The organism is Moraxella nonliquefaciens (assembly GCF_001679005.1).
GTDB classification, from domain to species: domain Bacteria; phylum Pseudomonadota; class Gammaproteobacteria; order Pseudomonadales; family Moraxellaceae; genus Moraxella; species Moraxella nonliquefaciens.
In genome coordinates, this window is sequence record NZ_LXTW01000032.1 from 363888 (window position 1) to 384949 (window position 21062).

Annotated in this window: 19 protein-coding genes; 2 read left to right on the forward strand and 17 right to left on the reverse strand. The window is 43.0% G+C overall.

Annotated elements, in window-relative coordinates:
- Positions 1 to 12: 12 nt before the first annotated feature.
- Complete coding sequence (locus A7456_RS08690) at positions 13 to 600, reverse strand: LemA family protein (protein WP_228141036.1); 588 nt, start codon at positions 598 to 600, stop codon at positions 13 to 15.
- A gap of 223 nt (positions 601 to 823) precedes the next feature.
- Between A7456_RS08690 and rodA the strand changes: the two genes are divergently transcribed.
- Positions 824 to 1966 carry a rod shape-determining protein RodA gene (gene rodA / locus A7456_RS08695; protein WP_066887812.1) on the forward strand — a complete coding sequence of 381 codons (1143 nt, stop codon included), beginning with the start codon at positions 824 to 826 and terminating at the stop codon, positions 1964 to 1966.
- A 290-nt stretch (positions 1967 to 2256) separates the two neighbouring features.
- The gene (locus tag A7456_RS08700; RefSeq protein WP_066887814.1) at positions 2257 to 2829 is read left to right on the forward strand and encodes a septal ring lytic transglycosylase RlpA family protein; all 573 of its coding nucleotides are present in this window, start codon (positions 2257 to 2259) and stop codon (positions 2827 to 2829) included.
- Between the two features lie 289 nt (positions 2830 to 3118).
- Here A7456_RS08700 and folD read toward each other — a convergent pair whose 3' ends face one another.
- The 16 genes from folD to gyrA all read right to left on the reverse strand — a co-directional run bounded on the left by folD (position 3119) and on the right by gyrA (position 21032).
- Positions 3119 to 3979: a bifunctional methylenetetrahydrofolate dehydrogenase/methenyltetrahydrofolate cyclohydrolase FolD gene (folD, locus tag A7456_RS08705; RefSeq protein ID WP_067009623.1), complete on the reverse strand. Its 861-nt coding sequence runs from the start codon at positions 3977 to 3979 to the stop codon at positions 3119 to 3121.
- An 84-nt stretch (positions 3980 to 4063) separates the two neighbouring features.
- Positions 4064 to 6421: an ATP-dependent Clp protease ATP-binding subunit ClpA gene (gene clpA, locus A7456_RS08710; protein ID WP_067009626.1), complete on the reverse strand. Its 2358-nt coding sequence runs from the start codon at positions 6419 to 6421 to the stop codon at positions 4064 to 4066.
- Between the two features lie 105 nt (positions 6422 to 6526).
- Positions 6527 to 7537, reverse strand: coding sequence for a tRNA dihydrouridine synthase DusB (dusB, locus tag A7456_RS08715; protein WP_066887820.1), 1011 nt, complete (start codon positions 7535 to 7537; stop codon positions 6527 to 6529).
- A gap of 30 nt (positions 7538 to 7567) precedes the next feature.
- The gene (locus tag A7456_RS08720; protein ID WP_067009629.1) at positions 7568 to 8584 is read right to left on the reverse strand and encodes a ribonuclease Z; all 1017 of its coding nucleotides are present in this window, start codon (positions 8582 to 8584) and stop codon (positions 7568 to 7570) included.
- Between the two features lie 100 nt (positions 8585 to 8684).
- A complete protein-coding gene (locus A7456_RS08725) occupies positions 8685 to 9179 on the reverse strand; it encodes a molybdenum cofactor biosynthesis protein MoaE (RefSeq protein WP_067009632.1) in 495 nt (164 codons plus the stop codon).
- A 1-nt stretch (position 9180) separates the two neighbouring features.
- On the reverse strand, positions 9181 to 9444 hold the full coding sequence (locus A7456_RS08730; RefSeq protein ID WP_066891101.1) for a MoaD/ThiS family protein: 264 nt from the start codon (positions 9442 to 9444) through the stop codon (positions 9181 to 9183).
- Positions 9431 to 9907 (reverse strand): cyclic pyranopterin monophosphate synthase MoaC, encoded by a 477-nt coding sequence (gene moaC, locus A7456_RS08735; protein ID WP_066891105.1) that lies wholly within the window; start codon positions 9905 to 9907, stop codon positions 9431 to 9433. The genes A7456_RS08730 and moaC overlap by 14 nt, the downstream gene beginning before the upstream one ends.
- Before the next feature lie 64 nt (positions 9908 to 9971).
- Positions 9972 to 10703 carry a molybdenum cofactor guanylyltransferase gene (gene mobA, locus A7456_RS08740; RefSeq protein WP_082995516.1) on the reverse strand — a complete coding sequence of 244 codons (732 nt, stop codon included), beginning with the start codon at positions 10701 to 10703 and terminating at the stop codon, positions 9972 to 9974.
- A 9-nt stretch (positions 10704 to 10712) separates the two neighbouring features.
- Positions 10713 to 11279, reverse strand: coding sequence for a molybdenum cofactor biosynthesis protein B (gene moaB / locus A7456_RS08745; protein WP_067009633.1), 567 nt, complete (start codon positions 11277 to 11279; stop codon positions 10713 to 10715).
- 148 nt (positions 11280 to 11427) lie between these two features.
- On the reverse strand, positions 11428 to 12435 hold the full coding sequence (moaA, locus tag A7456_RS08750) for a GTP 3',8-cyclase MoaA (protein ID WP_227713314.1): 1008 nt from the start codon (positions 12433 to 12435) through the stop codon (positions 11428 to 11430).
- 290 nt (positions 12436 to 12725) lie between these two features.
- Complete coding sequence (locus A7456_RS08755; RefSeq protein ID WP_067009636.1) at positions 12726 to 14012, reverse strand: molybdopterin molybdotransferase MoeA; 1287 nt, start codon at positions 14010 to 14012, stop codon at positions 12726 to 12728.
- 8 nt (positions 14013 to 14020) lie between these two features.
- The gene (locus A7456_RS08760) at positions 14021 to 15133 is read right to left on the reverse strand and encodes a peptidylprolyl isomerase (protein ID WP_227713237.1); all 1113 of its coding nucleotides are present in this window, start codon (positions 15131 to 15133) and stop codon (positions 14021 to 14023) included.
- Positions 15134 to 15339: 206 nt separating this feature from the next.
- Entirely contained in the window at positions 15340 to 15834 is a 495-nt protein-coding gene (locus tag A7456_RS08765) for a flavin reductase (protein WP_066887835.1), read from the reverse strand.
- 201 nt (positions 15835 to 16035) lie between these two features.
- Complete coding sequence (locus tag A7456_RS08770) at positions 16036 to 17070, reverse strand: methionine synthase (protein ID WP_067009639.1); 1035 nt, start codon at positions 17068 to 17070, stop codon at positions 16036 to 16038.
- A gap of 100 nt (positions 17071 to 17170) precedes the next feature.
- The gene (locus A7456_RS08775; protein WP_064639312.1) at positions 17171 to 18148 is read right to left on the reverse strand and encodes a DUF1852 domain-containing protein; all 978 of its coding nucleotides are present in this window, start codon (positions 18146 to 18148) and stop codon (positions 17171 to 17173) included.
- A gap of 181 nt (positions 18149 to 18329) precedes the next feature.
- Positions 18330 to 21032: a DNA gyrase subunit A gene (gene gyrA, locus A7456_RS08780; protein ID WP_067009642.1), complete on the reverse strand. Its 2703-nt coding sequence runs from the start codon at positions 21030 to 21032 to the stop codon at positions 18330 to 18332.
- Positions 21033 to 21062: the final 30 nt, after the last annotated feature.

Consider the following 21062-nt stretch of genomic DNA (forward strand, 5'->3'; position numbering starts at 1 on the left):
ATCACCAATACATCAAAGGTTGACTGTTGGTGCGGCATCAATGGCGGATTTATCGGCAAATTCTAATTGTGCTATTGGCATAAAACCAAACCAGTTTGCCACTAAATTATTAGGAAAACTCTCACGTTTATTATTATAAAACATCACGCTGTCATTATAAAACTGGCGAGCAAATCCAATGCGGTTTTCGGTATTTTTAATCTCATCAGACAACTCTTTTAGGGCAGAATCGGCTTTTAATTCGGGGTAATTTTCTATCACAGCATAAAAACCACCCAACGCCCGAGACAGGTTGCTCTCAGCAGTTGCCAGTTTGGCAAGCCCATCTGCACCTGATGACCCTCGCTTAAACTCATCAAGCCCACTTTTGGCAATGTTTCTGGCTTCGGTCACTCTGGTCAATACCTGCTCTTCGTGGATCATGTAGCGTTTGGCAACATTGATAAGATTGGGTATTAAGTCATGGCGGCGTTTGAGCTGGACATCAATCTGTGCCAGTCCGTTTGCCACTTGGTTTCTTAGGCGAATCAGTGAATTATACACCGCTATCAAAAAGCCGATAATAACCGCCAGTATGATGAGTATGACAATCGTGGTCATCATTTATCCTTTTTATCAAATTTTTTTGATAAAATTTTGCTCCAACACAAAATTTTACTGTTAAAAATCATTAAGATGAACTAAAATAGCGTGTTTTAATAAAATTAATGATATATTAAGTCTCATCCGAATGAATTTATAATTTATCACAAAATCCACCAAGCATCAGCAATTTTTTTGATAAATTTTATGAATAGTTTATCCAGTTGCACCACGACCTGCCATGAGAGAAGAACAGTACCGATTTTCACGCCAAAGCCATCACTTCGTTGGCAGAGATTTAGAGCCAAGCGTGTGGCAACGCATTCACATAGATCCGTGGCTAACTCTGATTTTATTTAGTATCTGTTTTGTGGGTTTAACGGTGCTATACAGTGCATCCACACAAAATACTGCCATGGTCATCAGACAAATGGTCAGCTATGGCATTGCCTTTATGGTGATGGCAATCATGGCACAAATCCCCCCTTTATTTTATCGCACGCTAAGCCCCATCTTCTATGTACTGGGGCTGATTTTATTGGTGCTGGTTGAGATTGTTGGTGAAATTCGCATGGGAGCAAGACGCTGGATTGACATTCCTGGGTTTGGTAGCGTGCAACCATCTGAGTTCATGAAGCTTGGCATGCCCATGATGTGTGCATGGTATCTGTCCAGAAAAGAGTTACCGCCCAGTATTGCTACCGTTCTTACCACGCTTGCCATCATCGCTGTGCCTGTGATGCTTATCGCCAAAGAGCCTGATTTGGGCACGTCCATTTTGGTGGCAGCCGGTGGCATGTTTGTGTTATTTTTGTCAGGATTGCCTTGGTGGATGATTGGTGGAGCGATTGCGGTATTCATTCCTTTTGTGTGGGGCTTGTGGAATTTTTACATGCACGACTACCAAAAAACTCGTGTCATGACCATGTTTGACCCCGAAGCGGATGCATTGGGGGCAGGTTGGAACATCATTCAATCAAAAACCGCCATCGGTTCAGGCGGCTTGACGGGTAAAGGTTATTTGGAGGGTACTCAGTCGCACCTACATTTTTTACCCGAAGGTCATACCGACTTTGCCATTGCAGCATTTAGTGAAGAATTTGGGTTGGCAGGCGTTGGGCTGTTATTGTTCTTTTATTTATGCCTGCTGGCTCGTTCTTTTTATATCGCCATCGTCAATCCTGACACTTATTGTCGTCTGCTCGCTGGTGCGTTGACCATGTCATTTTTTGTCTATATTTTTGTAAATATGGGCATGGTCAGTGGCATCCTGCCTGTGGTTGGCGTGCCTTTACCGTTCATCAGTTATGGGGGCACAGCAGTCATCACCCTGATGGCAAGTTTTGGACTGCTAACCTGCGTACATACCCACACCAAACAATAGCATGCAATACCTTTTATCGCTATTTTATAGCCTTATGTCATAAAATGATGTGCGGTTTTATGATAAATCATGTTAAGATGGAGAGCATGAAAGTTTTTTGTGGCATATTTTTTAAACCATATTGATGGTATTATTGTGCTTATTTGGCATGAAACTTGCAATAATTAATAACAGATGATTGATTTATTTAAATTGATTTATTGATTTAACACCAGTTATCAACCCATCCAAATGTCATTATGCACGACATGAATGACAAAAATATCAGGCATTGTATTATAGGTTCTTATATGAAATATCTAAAAGCTGGTGCAATGACACTTGTAACAATCCTAGGAGTGGTCGCTCCTGTTCAAATTGTCAATGCAACAAACACAGGCATCAATATTGATAAAGTACTAGGAGAGCTCAGCCGTCAGCACAATAACGCATCAAGCCTTGTCAAATCCACTCGTGATAATACTTCACTGGCATTATCAAGTTCTTTGGTCAAGCAAACTGTGGGTGATACCAAAAAAGACTCAGAGATGTTACTGGGACAACTCTCCATCGTTGCATCCAATACCATCAGCAAATTCAAACAATCAGGCATGGCATCATGGTATGGTCGTCAGTTTCACGGCAAACCTACCGCCAGTGGTGAAACTTTTGACATGAACGCCATGACCGCCGCTCACAGCTCCTTGCCAATGAATTGCTACATCAAAGTAACCAACAAGGACAATGGTAAATCAGTGGTCGTTAAAGTCAATGACCGCCCAAGTCAAGCCAATCGCATTTTGGATTTGTCCTATGGTGCTGCCAAAGCCATTGGACTGACCCAAAAAGGCATGGGCAATGTCAGCATTGAACGCATTGACTGACTGTGCTTAAAACTACGAATTAAATTTGTGGTTTTAAGTTTCAAAACCCTAAAAACAACCATAAAAACAATCACAAAAAAGCAAGTTAGGACATTTGCCCAACCTGCTTTTTTATTTCAATTTTTTTATTTCAATACTTCCAAAATCACAGTTTTATTAGGTTCAGATTTCTGCAAAATCTTCATAAGATCTTTACGATAAAGACAATCCGATTGTTGGTCATCAGTTGTGCAGGAAGTATTTTACCCAACCTGTTTTAAAGCATTTGTTTTTTTTGATGACAAATGATTTAAGATGATAAATTAGCCTCATGCTCGGCTGCTTCCACGCTTTGGGCAATGAGTGTATTGATGGTCATAGGACCCACACCCCCCGGTACAGGTGTATAGAAGCTAGCAATCTCATTGATACCATCAAGCTCAATATCACCCACACCCCCTGTCTTGGTTGGATGAAACCCTGCGTCCACAACCACCGCCCCTTGTTTTATCCAGCTTTTTTTGATAAGTTCTGGCACACCCACTGCCCCCACGACAATATCAGCTTGGCGAACGTGGTCAGCAAGATTGGCAGTCTTAGAATGGCAGATGGTTACGGTACAGTTGGCATTTAATAGCATCATCGCCATAGGCTTACCTAAAATCGCACTACGCCCCACCACCACAGCATGTTTACCTGACAAAGGCACATTATAATGATTGAGCAGATTCATGATGCCCTGAGGTGTGGCAGAACCATAAGCACGCTCACCCATTGCCATACGCCCAAAACCCAAACAGGTAACACCGTCCACATCCTTAGACAAAGCAATCTCATCAAAGCAGGCACGCTCATCAATATGTTCAGGCACAGGGTGTTGCAATAAAATACCATGCACATCAGGATTGGCATTTAGTTCACGAATTTTAGCAAGTAGCTCATCTGTGGTCGTCTGGCGTGGCATTTCTACACGGATAGAATCCATGCCCACACGCTTGCAGGCATTGCCTTTCATACGCACATAAGTCGCTGATGCTGGGTCATCACCAACCAAAATGGTCGCCAAAATGGGTGTACGTCCTGTTTTGTCTTTTAGGATTTGTACCCGCTCTTTTAGCGAAGTTTCAATTTGGCTGGCAACGTCTTTACCATCTAATTTGGTCGCTGTCATAATAAGCACCTTTATGAATAAATTGGTTAATGAATGTTAGGCAATGATGCCATTCAATGATTTTTGTATTAGCTATGCCATCTCCTATGCCATCTCTGATGCTTGGGGTTGGTTTGCTGATTGTACCACATCAAAGATAAGTTTTGAATGCTTGCCATCTTTGTCACAAGTTAAGTCATCATCTAAGTCATCAGACAGTCGCACTCTGACCACACCACCTTGTGCCAACTCACCAAAGAGTATCATCTGTGCCAAAGGTTTTTTAAGTTCATCAGTTATCAGTCGTGTCATCGGTCTTGCCCCCATGAGTTTATCATATCCTTTTTGTCCCAAATAAGTACGGACAGCATCATCCATCTCCAACACCACTTTTTTATCATCCAAAGTGCTTTGAAGTTCAATGATGAACTTATCTACCACCGAGGCGATGGTCTCACCAGACAATGGGGCAAACTGTACCACAGCATCCAGACGGTTACGAAATTCTGGGGTAAAGCTGCGTTTTATCTCTTCGTTGTTATCACTGCTATGGTCTTGCTCGGTAAAGCCCATGGACGTACGACTGATACTCTCTGCCCCGACATTGGTTGTCATGATAAGAATGACTTGTTTAAAGGAGACGCTTCTGCCGTTGTTATCGGTCAGTGTGCCATGATCCATAATTTGTAACAGCAGGTTAAAAACGTCATGATGGGCTTTTTCAATCTCATCTAACAACAGCACACAGTGGGGATATTGATGGATTTTTTCGGTCAAAAGTCCGCCTTGGTCATAGCCAACATAACCAGGAGGTGCTCCGATGAGTCGTGAGGCGGTATGAGCTTCCATGTATTCGCTCATGTCAAAACGGATGAGTTCCACGCCCAAAGCAAAGGCAAGCTGACGGGCAATCTCAGTCTTACCAACCCCTGTTGGGCCTGCAAACATAAACGAACCGATGGGTTTTTCAGGGGATTTTAGTCCTGCACGAGCCAGTTTGATGCTGTTGGCTAATTTATCAATCGCTTCATCTTGCCCAAAGACCACATGCCTTAAATCTCGCTCTAAGTTTCTCAATATCTCCACATCATCACGGCTGACCGATTTGGGTGGAATGCGGGCGATTTTGGCAACAATCTCTTCAACCTGTACCACATCCACTGTACCAATAATGGCGTCATCACCCTTGTCATCATCTTCACCATCATGGTCAGGTGTATCGCCATGCAACAGTCGCATTCTCGCCCCTGCTTCATCAATGACATCAATGGCTTTGTCAGGCAAAAATCGGTCATGGATATATTTAACGGACAACTCCACCGCTGATTTAATGGCGTCATCGGTATAACTGACCCGATGAAAGGATTCGTACTGAGCTTTTAGCCCTTGCAAGATACTAATACTGTCTTCTATGCTTGGCTCTTTAATATCAATTTTTTGAAAACGTCTGGACAGAGCATGGTCTTTTTCAAAAACCTGGCGGTACTCAGCAAAAGTCGTTGAACCAATACAACGCAACTCACCATTGGCAAGAGCGGGTTTGATGAGATTAGATACGTCCATCGTGCTGTTCATAGACGAACCTGCTCCGATGATGGTGTGAATCTCATCAATAAATAGCACGGCATTGGGCTGCTTTTTGATGGCTTTTAATAAATCTTTAATGCGATTTTCAAAATCACCACGAAACTTCGTCCCTGCCACCAACGAACCAATATCAAGGCTATAAATGATGGTATCGGCAAGGGCTTTGGGTGCTTTGCCACTGGTTATAAGCCACGCCAACCCTTCGGCGATGGCAGTTTTGCCCACCCCAGGGTCGCCCACCAACAAGGGGTTATTCTTACGGCGACGGCACAATATCTGAGCGGTACGGTCTATCTCTGCCATGCGTCCGATGAGTGGGTCGGTCAAGCCTTGCTCTGCTCTGTCGTTGAGATTTTGGGCAAATTTTTTGAGTGGGTCTTTTTTGGCATCAGATTTTTTGGTTTTTAGACCCTCGTGTTCTTCACTTTCATCTTGCTCATCATCTGATTCATTCATGCCATGCGACAGATAACGCATGACCGATAAGCCTGAAATGCCCTGTGATTTTAGCAGTGCCACTGCCTGTGAATCTCGCTCTTTAAATACCGCCACAAGAACATCAATACCTGACACCTCTCGCCCCTGCCCACTGGTTTGCACATGCCAAATCGCCCGTTGTAGTACTCGCTGATAAGCCTTAGTCATCATGGGTTTGGCATGACTGCCTGTGATTTTGGGAATGTATACTTGCAAATACCGCTTCAACTCATTTGTCAAAAATGTCAAATCCACCCCACACGCTGTTAAAATCTCTCGTGCCTCAGGGTCGCTGATAAGTCCCAATAACAAGTGTTCAACCGTGATGTATTCATGCTGTTCTTTGTAAGCAAAATTCTCTACCGCTTGGCGAGTGTTGTCAAAGGTTTTATTAAACATAAAAATCCCAATTCATCAATGTCAGATAAGCAATAATATGGGGATAACGCCATAAAAAACCATGATGATTTTATAAAAAAGATGAATGATGATGAATGATAAAGGTCATTTACTCATTTGTGTTGTCTTAAAAAACTCATCTACCACTTTATACTGTCCGCAGGTCGTCTCTTCGTGGTACATCGCTTCACGAAAAGCATTGGCGTTTGTAAGTCCTCCTGTATACCAAGCAATGTGCTTACGAGCGATGCGACAGCCTGAGTATTCACCATAAAATTGGTACAATTCATCAAGATGATTAAGTACAATTTCACGAAGTTCGCCCAGCGTTGGTGGTGCTAACATTTCACCTGTGGCAAGATAATGAGCGATTTCTCTAAAAATCCACGGTCGCCCCTGCCCCGCTCGCCCTATCATCACAGCATCCGCCCCTGTGTATTCTTGCACCCATTTGGCTTTTTGGGGAGTATCAATGTCGCCATTGACGATGATGGGCATGTTGGTGGTTTCTTTGACTGTTTTGATAAGCTCATAACGGGCATTGCCTGTATAAAAATCCTCTCGGGTGCGTCCGTGGATGGCAAGGGCGGATATGCCTGCATTTTCGGCAATTTTGGCAACCGTTAAGATGTTCTCCTGCCCATTGGCAAAACCTAGCCGTGTTTTTAGCGTGATTGGCACACCCAAATTTGCTACTGACTCTACCGCACTGTCAAGCAATTTTTTGACCAAATCTAGGTCTTGTAACAGTGCTGACCCTGACAGTTTGCGACACACTTTTTTGGTAGGACAACCCATGTTAATATCCACAATACACGCCCCATTTTCTACTTGAAATCGCACCGCTTGGGCAAGTTTGTCAGGTTCTGCCCCGGCAACTTGGGCAGATATGGGGGCAATCTCACCTGTAAAGTTAGCCCGATACAGTGATTTTTGGCGAGCATAAAGGGCGGTATCAGCGATAATCATCTCACTGATGGCATGACCTGCACCAAAGGATTTGGCAAGTCGGCGAAAAGGGTTATCCGTTACCCCCGCCATCGGTGCAACGATAAGACGGTTATTGATGGTTTGATTGCCAATGGTTAGGGGGGTTAATAGGATGTGCTTATTCATAAATATTTGATTATATTAGATTTTATAAAGTTAATTATCATCTGCATTTACTACCACCTGCAAAAAGTCCTTTGCCAATACCAATTTACCATCATAGTACCGCTCTGCCTCATCTCTAAGATGTCCCATATTAGGTTCTTTGGCAGTTTTGTCATCAAAGGGGGCATATCTGGCACTAAAATGGGTCAATATCAGCATGGGAACATGGCAGGTATGGGCGAACGTAGCTACCTGTTTGGCACTAGAATGCTGGGGATTAAATCCGCCCAACATGGCAGGTTTGTTTACTATTTTTTGCAAAATCTCATCGGTATAAGTTGCCTCATGGATCAGTGCATGGCAGTCTTTGACAGCGTGGGTAAGCAGGTTTGGTGTGTCGTTATCACCTGCGATGACGATTTTGGTGGTGCTTTGAGTGTGGGTTTTGTAGTCATGTGGGTTGATGGTTGTGTCATCAAGTTTTAGGGGCGTGTCTGCTTTTAAAATCTTATGCCAATATCCGTTAGCGATGTCATCCAACCTTAATTTATCGGTCAAAAGTTTATCTTTTTTAAGCGTCTGAATAATTGTAAAACCAAATGACAAAATGCGATGTGAAAGTTCATAAAAACGTATGGCTATATGGTGATTATCACCAAAATCAAGGGATAATTCACACTCCAAATTATCCTCAATGGCAATAAAGTCAATGGGGTAGTTAAAATGTAGTTCGCTGACAATGGTCAGTGTATCAAGCAATCTGGCGATGGCCTTTGGAGCGATGAGCGTCAAAGGCTTGGTTCGTCTGTTCATGTTCAAACTTGCCAAAAGCCCACCCAATCCATAACAATGGTCGCCATGGGTGTGCGTGATGAGTATGGCTGATAAATCATTGGGCAACAAATGACATCTCATAAGCTGATGCTGAGTACCCTCACCGCAGTCAATGAGTAGCCAAGCGTTACGTTTGGCGTAAACATTGGCACTGCATTCTACTGCAAGGGCGGAGACATTGCGTTCACGTGTGGGGATGCCACTTGATGTACCCAAAAAAGTAAGTTTAAACATGGAACTAATTGATAAATATTGGTGTATTGTATCACAAAACCTCATTCATCAAAATAAGTTAGAGCGATTTTATCATTTGGTGCATTTTATCAATGCCATGTTAGCCATTATTAGAGAGCCACAAACTGCTGTCATCATCATAAAACTCTTGCTTCCAAACAGGAATATCAGCTTTGATGGCATTTAGTAGCCACTCACAGGCAGCAAAGGCAGGTGTGCGATGAGATGCTGTTACCCCAATCCATACCGCCATATCACCAATGTCAAGCTTGCCAATGCGATGAATGGCAACAGCGTGCGTGATGTCAAATTTGCTCTTAGCCTGACTGACCAGTTTTGCTCCATGATTGATGGCAAGTTGTTCATAACCGTAGTAAATGAGATGGCTTACCGCTCGTTTATTATTGTGATTACGCACCCAACCCTCAAAGGTTACCAACGCCCCTGCACTGTCGTTTAGCAGATAAGATTTTAACAGTCTATCATCAATGGGGCAATCAGACAACGCAAAACCATCTCTTTGGGCAAGTTCATAGGCTTGCCCCTTAGATAGGCTTGTCGTTAAAGCGTTGCCATGGATGGGGTCATTTTTCATATCAGCCTCCTGCCACAGGTGGAATAAAGGCAACCATATCACCCGATGAGATGGCATCATTCCAATCGCCAAATTCGTGGTTGATGGCAATTGCAACTTTATCTTGGGGCAAATCAAAATCATATTTGGCAGAGAGTTTGGCATAGAGTGTCGCCAAATCACCACTGGTTGTCTGCACAGTTTCACTGTCTTTGCCCGCCTTTTGAGCAAGACTAGAAAAGTACAGGACGTTTATGCTAAGTACTTGATTATTATAATTTTTCATAATCAGATTTCCCCCCTGTTTTTTGGATAAGATGAATGTCTGTTATCTCAATATCATGGCTTATCGCCTTGGTCATGTCATAAATGGTCAAACACGCAAGCGATACAGCGGTTAATGCTTCCATCTCCACGCCTGTTTTATGGGTAACTTTGGCAGTCGCTTTTACCACGATGGCACAGTCTTTATCAATATATTCAAAATCCATCTTGATGGTATCAAGGGGCAAAGCATGACACAAGGGTATCAGCTCATGTGTTTTTTTAGCTGCCATAATCCCTGCAATGTGGGCGGTCTGTATGATACTGCCCTTTTTGGTCATGCCGTCTGTATCTTTGATGTGTTGGTAAATATCAGAGACAAAAACCACTTTGCCTTGTGCTATGGCGGTGCGTGTGGTTGTCATTTTATCGCCCACGTCTACCATGGTGATGTTACCGTCTTTGTCTAAATGGCTAAGATTCATAATTACTCGTTAAATGTTTGATGAATTTGATTTGGATGAATAATAACTTGACCCACACTATATATCATTTATCTTCAAAAGATGATAACGCCAATTTAAATTCATCGGGTGTATTAAAATTGGCAAGATTTTTCCAATTGCTTGGCATGGGAATTTGACAGATGGATTTGTCCTTTAAAAACCTCATGACAGAACGCTCACCCTGATTTAAATAAACTTTTAATTCATCATATAGTGATAATGAATAACAGCCCAACAAAGGATAGTCTTTATCGCCTGATACGTCTTTTAAATATGCCCCATGATAATGATTCAAATCAGCTTTGTTTAATAAATTAGAAATACAACTGACATTAATCAGATTATCACAACCAATCACCATTAAAAATTTATTGGATATGTGCTGATTGTCTTTGATTTGATTTTTCACAAAATGGGTATGACAATAATCAAAAGCAGATAATAAACACGATAATGCTCCTGCATTTTTTATATAATCATCAATGACAATCACAGGTAAATTTTTTAACGTGGCATTTTTTAAATAAAAATCTGATGCTAATTGGTGATTGAATAATATGTCTTTTAAAGCACACTTATTCAAAAAACCCTTACCATTATCACCAATTAATATTGGCAAATTTAGCATACTGGCATGACTGATATGAAAATCAAGCAATGTCTGAGGCAGATTTTGAGATTTGGTTTGAGCATTTGGCAAGGGCAATAACGCCTTGGGTGACCCCATACGGCGAGAATTACCCCCTGCCAAAATAATGATGGCAATCATATTCATGCAATTGACTTAGTTGTGTATGGGGTTTTGACGCATCAGATGTGGCACAAAATTGCATGGGCGGATGCGATTGTCAAGTTGTTCTGACAAAATCCCCTCCCAACCTGTACGACATGCCCCTGTTGAACCGGGCAGACAAAAAATCGCCGTGCTGTTCGCCATGCCTGCCACCGCCCGAGACTGCAAAGTGGACATACCGATATCATCCTTGGATAATAAGCGAAACATTTCACCAAAGCCTGCCACTTCCTTATCAAATAACACCGACACCGCCTCTGGCATGTTATCCCGATGATAAAAGCCCGTACCGCCTGTGCTGATGATGGCATGAACATTAGGGTCGGCAATCCACGCACTCATCACGGCACGGATTTGGTAGATGTCATCTGTGGTCAGTTTGCGGTCAATGAGCGTATGCCCTGCCTTAGTAATACTGTCTGACAGATATTGTCCTGAGGTGTCCTCATCTAAGGTGCGAGTGTCGGAGACGGTCAGTACAGCGATATTTAGGGGGATAAACGGTTTGTCTGCTTTTGGAGGCAGGACATGATTGGGGTTGTTGCAAAGTTCACACATAAGATTACCCTTTTAAAATTAAATAAATTAAACTAAAATATTTTGCTGTATCGTTTGTTATATTGATTGGGGCATGCCTGCCTTTTAACATTTGCAATAAAAAATCAGAGAGTCTGAATTTTTATTCATGAAAACACCCAAAAAGTATTTAACCCCCCACCAATGATAAATTATTCATGATACCACTATGAGCATCTAAATGATGATGTTCAGGTTTGATTGGCATCAGATTTTTTAGTGCCATCATGAGTCCTTTTTTATCTTGTGTGGATAAATAAGGGCGAATGTCATAATTTTGAGAGTCAAATAAACACAAATGCACTTTACCCAAACTGCTTACCCTAAGGCGATTACAACCATCACAGAAGTTTTTGGCATAGGGCTCAATAATACCAATACTGCCCAAATAATCAGGGTGCGTATATTCTATGGCAGGCCCATCATCTTGGGCTTTTGTTTTAGTTTGCCAGCCATGTGTGTTAAGGTAGTCTTTGATAAAATGGGCGGTTTGATTTTGGGCAAAAAACAAATCGGAATTATCGCTTGTTTGCATAAATTCAATAAAGCGATATGTAACAGGACGCTCTTTAATATAATCAAGGGCAGATAATAGATTATCATAAGCGGTATCGTGCATTAAAATGCCGTTCATTTTTAATTTTATATCGGTTGTCTCTAATAATGTATCCACATCATTTAATAATGTAGGTAACATGTCAAAGCCTGTGATTTTCTTAAATGTATCTTTATCAAAACTGTCAATGCTAAGATTTAATTGATTTAACCCTGAATTTTGCCAAGATGCTAAGTGTTTGGATAGTTTATATCCATTTGATGAGATGGCAACTTTGGCAATACCATGCTGTTTGGCAAGAGCGATGATGTCAGATAAATCACGGCGAATGGATGGCTCTCCGCCTGTTAGGCGTACTTTTTTTGTACCAAAACCGACAAAGCCACCAAAAAGTGTATCAATCTCAGCCAAACTCAGCTCATCATCAGGACGCTTACCCTGATAACCGTTAGGCAGGCAGTAATCACAGCGAAAGTTGCAAAAGTCGGTAACGGACAAACGCAGGTAGGTCAGCTGTCTGTTAAATCCGTCCACAAGGGGAGTAATGGGGGTGTGTTTGGTGTGTAAGCCTTGTCCACCCATATCAGCAAAGGGGGCTTTGGCACGGTAGCTTAGAACGGAGGTTTTCATGGCTTCGTAAGGCGTTGCATGAGTGATGGGGATGGTTTTAGTGTAGCAAAATCATCTGTTTGTCTCAATTGCCCAAAAGAAAAAAGCATACTACTTTGGGGGTAACACTAAAAACAAAAGGTGATTGATGGTTTGTTAATTGCCCCTTATTTTATCTTATTTTAAGTCGCTTTGCAAAAGGGCAAAATCAATCACCCTTTTTTAAAAGAATTTAAAAAATCAGGTTTTATTATCAGGTTTTATTAATAAAGACCCCACCCAAATGGTTCTATCGCTATCTCATCACCTAACGCATAACCCTCGCTGTCTTTGTCCGCTACGATAAAGCAGTTGGCAAGGGATAACTGCTTGATACGATGTGAATCTTGTACGCCCACTGCTTGTACCACACATTTGCCAAATTCATCTTGCTGATACACACCACGCATGAATTCTTTGCGACCTGCTCTTTTTTTGATATCATGGCTAAGGGTCGCCTTTAAGGTCAATCGCTTGGGCAAATCATCATCACGCACCCCTGACAGTCGCCATAAAGCAGGTATGATAAATTGCAAACACCCCACCACGCAGGACAGTGGGTTGCCTGGTAAACCAAAGTAGAGTACCGTTTTAGAATTATCGGCTTTATCATACAATTCACCAAAGACAAAAGGCTTGCCAGGTTTCATGGCAACCTTGTAATGGGTAATTTTACCGAGCTTATCAATGGCGTGAGTTAAAAAATCATAATCACCTACCGACACGCCTGCACTTGATACAACCACATCGCATTCATGTACCGCTTGCTCTATGACCTGACAAGTCTGAGTTAAGTCATCGGGGATGATGCCATAGTCTTTGATGGTGATGGGCAAATCTTTTAGCAGTGTTTTTAGGGTAGGTGTGTTTGAGTTGTAGATATTGGCAAGACCTGGCAGACCCTCGCCCACATTCACAAGCTCATCCCCTGTTGCCAAAATCCCCACAATCAGTGGACGATTTACCACAACATTTGCCACACCAAGATTGGCAAGCAAGCTAATATCAGTAGGATTTAGACGTTTACCCACGGTCAGCACACATTCACCCACAGCCACTTCTTCGCCTTGGCATCTGATATTGTTACCCAAATGGGATTGTTTGGTAAGGGTGATGGTATAAGAGCTTGATTTATCAATGACATGTTTGACATCATCCCAATCGGTGTTCTCTTGCATGACCACATTATCACACCCATCTGGTACGACCGCCCCTGTAAAGATTCGCACCGCTTGCCCCACGCCCACCACGCCATGATAAGGCTTGCCTGCACACGACTCACCGACAACCACAAAACTGCTGTCACCATCCAAATCCGAGTCTGTCCCTAGGGCAAAACCATCCATGGCAGATAAGTTTTGGCGAGGAATGTCAAAATCTGCCTTAATCTCCTCTGCCAGTACATGACCGATGGCGGATAATAAGGGCAGATTTGTGGTGTACTGATGAGCTTTTGCGTGCGTGGCTGCCGTGGTATTGATGGCGTATTGTAAGTCTTCTACGGTAATCATAACTGTCCTTAACCTCGATAAATATTCTCTTGATTGACACTAATGTCAATGCCCACAATGTCAGCTTGTTGTTTTAGCGTATATAGATAATCAATCAAAGCATGATGAAACGCCTGCTGAGAGAGTTTATTTCTAATCATGGGCAAAGCCTCATCAAAATCCAAAGCCTTGCCGTCCATACGTGCCATAACATCCACAATATGCACCCCATAACGGCTCTCAATGGGGTTTGGGGCAAGCCCTTTGGGCAGGGCAAAAACCGCCTTTTCAAATTCAGGTACAGTTGCCCCCTTTTGTAAAATGCCAAGCTCACCCCCATCTGTTTTAGAGGGACAAGCTGAGTATTGCATGGCTAACGTTATAAATTCGCCTGCTGGATTGGGGCTTTTTTTAATGACATCAATCAGCTCATAGGCCTGTTTTTTTAGCTCAATTCGCTCCTCACCCTCCTCAGGCGGACAGGCTAAGAGAATGTGGCGAACTTTCATGACAGGCGGTGTGGTAAATTCACCCTGATTGGCGGTATAATACTGCTCACAAATGCCATTGGTTGGTGTGTTGGGATGGACATTTTTGGCGATGAGTTTTGAGATGGCACTTTCATCATCAACATGCCACTCATCTTTTAGTTCATCATCTGCCATGACCGCTTGGCGTAACAGTTCACGAATAACCAACGCTTGGGCAGATAAAAACAACGCCTCATCTTGGCTGTTGGCAGGGTGGTACTGCACTTCTTCGCCGATGGCTTGCTCGCTGATAAGTACGCCATTGACCGTGATGGTCGGTACGCTTTGGCGTGATGATGTGATGAGATTACTGTGATTGCTATTCTCCTCACTAATGGCCTGCTGTATGAGTTTGGCATCAGATGATAGGCGTTGCAGGTCGTCCGATGTGGGCATGACACGTATGCCATCATCATAAAGCTCATGGGCGTGTTCATGACCATGGTGATGCTCATGAGAGCTGCCACATCCACACGAAGCATCCAAATGCTTGGCATGGCTTTGATTTGGCTCACTGATTTGCAATGGCTCAACGTTGGTTTGGGCAGGGCTTGAAGCTAAATCGGATGCAAAATGATTTGGGGCTTTGGGGTTGTAGGCTTGCACGCTCATAAGACACCTTTTGAGTAATTTTGTTTCAGTGTATTATTCATGATAATTCTCCCTGATAAAATACCCCTTTTGGTTAGGTGTATAACACACCACAAAAATTGTACTTGCCAATATTTTAACACCGCTTATCAATCACATTTTAAATTCAGTCATTTTTTATAAAAGTTTGATTGCCCAAACTTGTAAAATCATCACAATACAAAAAATTAAAATATTGCCGTACTGTCATCAATCTTATGATAGTTGCGATTAAAGTAAGTCAACGCCCGTTTACTGTCACCTTGACAAATGGCAATAATTTCACAGATAAATACCCCATGAGTCCCTACCGTTCTAATCTCACTAATCTTACAATCAAAACCAATTAAGGCATTGGTTAACATTGGCGAACCTGTTGCCAGCATATCCCAGCTACCTTGCATGAAACGTTCATCAGAATTTAGCCGTGAAGCGAATGTATTGGACAGATGCGACTGCTCGGCCATCAAAGTATTGACCATCAGCACACCATTTTTAACAAAATTATCATAAAAGCCAATATTTGTATTCATACACACAAGCAAAGTTGGAGGTGCGTCGGTAACACTACATACCGCTGATGCTGTAAAACCGTGTCGCCCTGCCACACCATCCGTTGTTACTACATGAACGGCGGTGGTAAGTTTTGCCATTGCGTCTTTAAAATCTGTTACTAATACCATGTCATTTTCTTAAAATTTTTTAAATACAATTAAAAAGTATGGCATAAAAATATCTGCCACAAAAAATCATTGATTCTAAACCCATCACACCATAGCATCAAATCACATAAAAGTTTTCTTTTACCCTTGATAATCATGGTAAAAGAAAACTGATGCTTTGATTGGTTTATTGGTTTTTAAATCCAACACTGGCGTTATCAATCACACCCCTGCCAATTGGGTACGAACAATCGCCGCCCCTTCACTTAGGGCATTGAGCTTGCCACGGGCCACTGTGCGAGACAAGGGTGCCATGCCACAGTTGGTTGATGGGTATAATTTATCAGCGTCCACAAACTGTAACGCCTTACGAAGCGTATCTGCCACTTGCTCAGGCGTCTCAATTTGGTTTGTTGCCACATCAATTGCACCCACCATGACGGTTTTGCCACGAATGAGTTCAATCAAATCCATTGGCACATGTGAATTTTGACACTCTAATGAGACAATGTCAATTTTTGATTGTTGCAGTTTTGGGAAGCTCTCTTCGTATTGTCGCCATTCATTACCAAGCGTTTGCTTCCAATCAGTATTTGCCTTAATGCCATAACCATAGCAGATATGCACCGCTGTTTGGCATTTTAATCCAGAGGTGGCACGCTCTAAGGTTGCAACACCCCAATCATTCACCTCATCAAAAAATACATTAAACGCAGGTTCATCAAACTGAATGATGTCCACGCCTGCCGCCTCTAATTCACGGGCTTCTTCGTTTAGGATTTTGGCAAATTCCCACGCGAGCTTCTCACGGCTTTTATAATGACCATCATACAAAGTATCAATCATCGTCATAGGGCCAGGCAGTGCCCATTTGATGAGTTTGTCAGTATGAGCGCGTAAAAATTTGGCATCATCCACAAATACCGATTTTGGGCGAGACACCTCACCTACCACGCTTGGCACAGACGCATCATAGCGGTTACGAATGCGGACGGTTTCACGCTGATTAAAATCCACGCCATCCAAATGCTCAATGAATGTGGTAACAAAATGCTGGCGAGTCTGTTCGCCATCGCTGACAATGTCAATACCTGCATGGGTTTGCTCAGCAAGCGACACCAACAGAGCATCTTGCTTGGCTTGTAATAACTCATCGCCCTCAAATTTCCATTCTGACCACAGTTTTTCAGGTTCAGCAAGCCAAGATGGTTTTGGCAGACTGCCTGCGGTGGATGTGGGAAGTAAAATTTTGCTCATTGTATTTTCCTAAACTAAATTTGCCATTATACCAAAAATTTCAATTAATAAATCAATCAACCGATAAACATTCATCGGCTGATTGATTAACACTTATCGCTTATTTTTCGGCAAGCCAAGCATCCAAAATCTCTTGATATGGTTTGATAAACTGCTCTTCGGCGATTTTGCCTTGTTTGACTGCCAAATCATTACGCTCCACACGGTCATAATCCACTTTTGGCACAGCATAATCTTCATAAGTTAAGCTGCCCTTATATACCTGACCTGCAACCGAATTGGCATTATAAATCTCTGGGCGATAGATACGCTGAAACGCTTCCATGGTAGCGATGGTGCTGATGAGTTCTAAATTGGTGTAATCGTTCAACAAATCAGCATTTTCATCAAAATAAAACGCATAAGGGGCAACCGATTTTGGGGGCATAAAATAACGCACTTTTAAGCCCATCTTGGCAAAATACTCATCGGTCAATGAATAATCATTTTGCACATATTCCACGCCCAAAATCGGATGCGTGTTGGTGGTTCTGTGATAAGTGCGAGTGGTCGCAACGCTTAGGCACAGTACGGGTGGTTTTTTGGATTGGGCTTTGTATTCTTCGGATGCCACCATGAATTTGAACAATTTGCCATGCAAATCGCCATAACCCTCAGGCACACTAAATTCAGCCTTATCCTTGTTATATTCACGAAGCAATACGCTAAAATCATAATCACGAACAAATGATGAAAAGCTATTGCCAATGATGCCAGGGGTGGTTTTGCCTGTTTTGTGGTCAACCACAGATGTTTTTAGCCATTCTAATCCTGAGAAAAATTCGCCCTTACCTGCCACATCAACATCAATAGACACAATGTCAATGAGCACTGAATAACGGTCATTTGTCGGATTGTCCCAATGTGCCAAATCATTAAAACGGTTGTTAATCATTCTGATGGCATTTTGTAGATTTTCTTTGCGATTTTCACCACGAGCCAGATTGGCAAAGTTGGTGGTCAAACGGGTGCTACTGGCTGGCTCATAGTTTTCATCAAAACGCTGAGTATGCACTCGGCATTGAAATTGTGTGGTCATGTTGTTACCTCGTTGGTTGTTTTGGAATGTGTATATTAAACCACATTTTCTTGATGAAAAAAACTGATATATTTTTAAAAAAAGTTGAAAAAAATTCATGTTTGGGATTTGGTAGACCCAAAATACATTCATACACCAAACATACGCCAAACAAAAAGGCGGACACCAATCCGCCTTTTTATCATTCGCTATCTTGGTTTGTTGCCATCATCTCGCCATGTTCACTGTCGCCATCATCATCGCTTGGCTCTTCATGCTCCACGCACGCAAGCCCCACCAGCGTTTCACTCTCGCCAATATTAATGAGCTTGACACCTTGGGCGTTACGCCCTGCGACGGGAATTTGTGCGACAGGGGTACGCACAAGTGTGCCTTTTTCAGAGATTAAAATCACATCTTCATCGCCTGCCACCGCCACCGCCTTGACAAGCTGACCGTTACGCTCTGATGTCTTAATGGCAATCACGCCTTGACCGCCACGCCCCTTGGTCGGATAGTCGTCAATTGGGGTGCGTTTGCCATAGCCGTTTTGGCACGCTGTTAAAACCTCACCTACCTTTGGAACAACCACAAGCGACACCACACGACTGACCGACAGCATGTCATCTGATGTTATCATATCAGTATCGTCGGTATCATCATCGGACGGCTCATCATCGTCTAAGCCCATATTTGCAAGCAGATTAGCACGAATACCACGCACGCCCTTGGCAGTACGCCCCATGACACGAATGATGGACTCTTTAAAACGAATGGCTTTTCCCTCATTGGTAAACAACATAATCTGCTGTTCACCATCAGTAATCGCCACGCCAATCAAAGTATCACCATCTACAAGGTCAATGGCTCTCATTCCGTTGTTACGCAAATGGGCAAATTGTGATAACGCCACACGCTTAACAGAACCACTTGCGGTAGCAAAGAACACAAATTTACCATCATCAGACAAGCTCTCCACAGGCAAAATGGCAGTGACATTCTCATGTGGCTCAATGTTAATGAAATTGACAAGTGGTCTGCCCTTTGAGCCACGAGAAGCCATCGGCACCTCAAAACCACGAAGTCCAAATACTCGCCCTGTATTGGTAAAGCACAAAATATGGGCATGCGTACTGGTAACAAGCAAATGCTCAATCACGTCATCTTCTTTCATGGCGGTCGCTGATTTGCCTTTTCCACCACGTTTTTGGGCTTGATAATCGCTTACAGCTTGGGTTTTGGCATAGCCTGTACGTGATACGGTCATGACCACCGTCTGCTCTGGAATTAAGTCTTCACGGCTAAAATCGGCTCGTGCATCCACGATGTCAGTTTTACGTTCATCGCCAAAGTCATCACGGATTTGGATAAGCTCTGCCTTAATCACGCCCATGAGCTTGTCAAAATCCGCCAAAATCATCTGTAAGCGTGCAATCTCGCCCAAAATCTCTTGGTATTCATCTGATAATTTATCCTGCTCCAAACCTGTCAAGCGATGCAACTGCATATCCAAAATGGCATTGACCTGCTCAAAAGATAAGCGGTATTGTTTATCGTCATTGATAAGCCCGAACGGTGCATTTAAATCCTCACCTGCAATGATGTCTGGACGAACAGATTTTGCCCTTGCGTTATTTAGCATGGCGACCACATTGCCCGCCTGCCAAATACGCCCAAGCAGATTCTCACGAGCCTCGGCACGGTTGGCGGATTTTTTGATGGTCTCAATGATGTCATCAATATTGGCAAGGGCAATGGACAAGCCTTCAAGCAAATGTCCACGGGCTTTGGCTTTATTAAGCTCAAAAATGGTACGGCGAGTAACAACCTCTTGGCGATGACGGATAAAGCTGGCTATCAAACCATGTAAGGTCATAAGGCGTGGCTGTCCATTGTCAAGGGCAACCATATTAATGCTAAAACCAGACTCCAAAGGTGTTTGCAAGAACAAGTTATTCACCACAACCTCGGCATTTTCGCCACGTTTTAGGTCAATGACAATTCGCATGCCCTCTTTGTCCGATTCATCACGCACACCTGTAATGCCATCTAGTTTTTTATCATTGACAAGCTGGGCGATTTGTTCAATGAGTTTGGCTTTATTAACCTGATAAGGAATCTCGGTAAAAACAATACGTTCACGGTCTTTTGAACTGCCCTCCATATTCTCAATGACATAACGCCCACGAATGTGCAACCGCCCTTTGCCAGTGCGATAAGCATCTACAATGCCAGCACGGCCATAGATGATGCCACCTGTGGGAAAATCAGGGCCACTGACATACTTTGTCAACTCATCACTTCTCATCATGGGGTTATCAGCATAGGCAAGGCAGGCGTTTACCACCTCAGTTAAATTATGTGGTGCCATGTTGGTTGCCATACCCACCGCAATGCCTGCCGCCCCATTGATAAGCAGATTTGGCACACGGGCAGGCAACACCGACGGCATTGTCTCAGAGCCGTCATAGTTATCCTCCCAATCTACCGTATCTTTGTCAAGGTCGGCAAGCATTTGGTGCGTGAGCTTTTGCATACGCACCTCGGTATAACGCATGGCAGCGGGTGGGTCGCCATCTACCGAACCAAAGTTTCCTTGCCCATCTACCAACATATAACGCATAGAAAACGGTTGAGCAAGACGTACAATGGCATCATACACCGCAGTATCGCCATGAGGATGATATTTACCGATAACATCACCCACAACACGGGCGGATTTTTTGTAAGGTTTGTTATAATCATTAGACAACTCGTGCATGGCATACATCACACGGCGATGAACAGGCTTTAAGCCATCTCGCACATCAGGCAAAGCACGAGAGACGATGACGCTCATCGCATAGTCAAGGTAGGATTGCTTTAACTCATCGGCAATCCCAACGGGGGTTACGCTATCGGTCATAATTTTTCCAAATAACACACATAAAGGCGA

What these genes read in the sequence shown, in the direction of transcription:
- A7456_RS08690 (WP_228141036.1), bottom strand. Translation starts at nt 600, where the DNA reads ATGACCACGATTGTCATACTCATCATACTGGCGGTTATTATCGGCTTT.
- rodA (WP_066887812.1), top strand. Translation starts at nt 824, where the DNA reads ATGAGAGAAGAACAGTACCGATTTTCACGCCAAAGCCATCACTTCGTT.
- A7456_RS08700 (WP_066887814.1), top strand. Translation starts at nt 2,257, where the DNA reads ATGAAATATCTAAAAGCTGGTGCAATGACACTTGTAACAATCCTAGGA.
- folD (WP_067009623.1), bottom strand. Translation starts at nt 3,979, where the DNA reads ATGACAGCGACCAAATTAGATGGTAAAGACGTTGCCAGCCAAATTGAA.
- clpA (WP_067009626.1), bottom strand. Translation starts at nt 6,421, where the DNA reads ATGTTTAATAAAACCTTTGACAACACTCGCCAAGCGGTAGAGAATTTT.
- dusB (WP_066887820.1), bottom strand. Translation starts at nt 7,537, where the DNA reads ATGAATAAGCACATCCTATTAACCCCCCTAACCATTGGCAATCAAACC.
- A7456_RS08720 (WP_067009629.1), bottom strand. Translation starts at nt 8,584, where the DNA reads ATGTTTAAACTTACTTTTTTGGGTACATCAAGTGGCATCCCCACACGT.
- A7456_RS08725 (WP_067009632.1), bottom strand. Translation starts at nt 9,179, where the DNA reads ATGAAAAATGACCCCATCCATGGCAACGCTTTAACGACAAGCCTATCT.
- A7456_RS08730 (WP_066891101.1), bottom strand. Translation starts at nt 9,444, where the DNA reads ATGAAAAATTATAATAATCAAGTACTTAGCATAAACGTCCTGTACTTT.
- moaC (WP_066891105.1), bottom strand. Translation starts at nt 9,907, where the DNA reads ATGAATCTTAGCCATTTAGACAAAGACGGTAACATCACCATGGTAGAC.
- mobA (WP_082995516.1), bottom strand. Translation starts at nt 10,703, where the DNA reads ATGAATATGATTGCCATCATTATTTTGGCAGGGGGTAATTCTCGCCGT.
- moaB (WP_067009633.1), bottom strand. Translation starts at nt 11,279, where the DNA reads ATGTGTGAACTTTGCAACAACCCCAATCATGTCCTGCCTCCAAAAGCA.
- moaA (WP_227713314.1), bottom strand. Translation starts at nt 12,435, where the DNA reads ATGGGTGGACAAGGCTTACACACCAAACACACCCCCATTACTCCCCTT.
- A7456_RS08755 (WP_067009636.1), bottom strand. Translation starts at nt 14,012, where the DNA reads ATGATTACCGTAGAAGACTTACAATACGCCATCAATACCACGGCAGCC.
- A7456_RS08760 (WP_227713237.1), bottom strand. Translation starts at nt 15,133, where the DNA reads ATGAGCGTGCAAGCCTACAACCCCAAAGCCCCAAATCATTTTGCATCC.
- A7456_RS08765 (WP_066887835.1), bottom strand. Translation starts at nt 15,834, where the DNA reads ATGGTATTAGTAACAGATTTTAAAGACGCAATGGCAAAACTTACCACC.
- A7456_RS08770 (WP_067009639.1), bottom strand. Translation starts at nt 17,070, where the DNA reads ATGAGCAAAATTTTACTTCCCACATCCACCGCAGGCAGTCTGCCAAAA.
- A7456_RS08775 (WP_064639312.1), bottom strand. Translation starts at nt 18,148, where the DNA reads ATGACCACACAATTTCAATGCCGAGTGCATACTCAGCGTTTTGATGAA.
- gyrA (WP_067009642.1), bottom strand. Translation starts at nt 21,032, where the DNA reads ATGACCGATAGCGTAACCCCCGTTGGGATTGCCGATGAGTTAAAGCAA.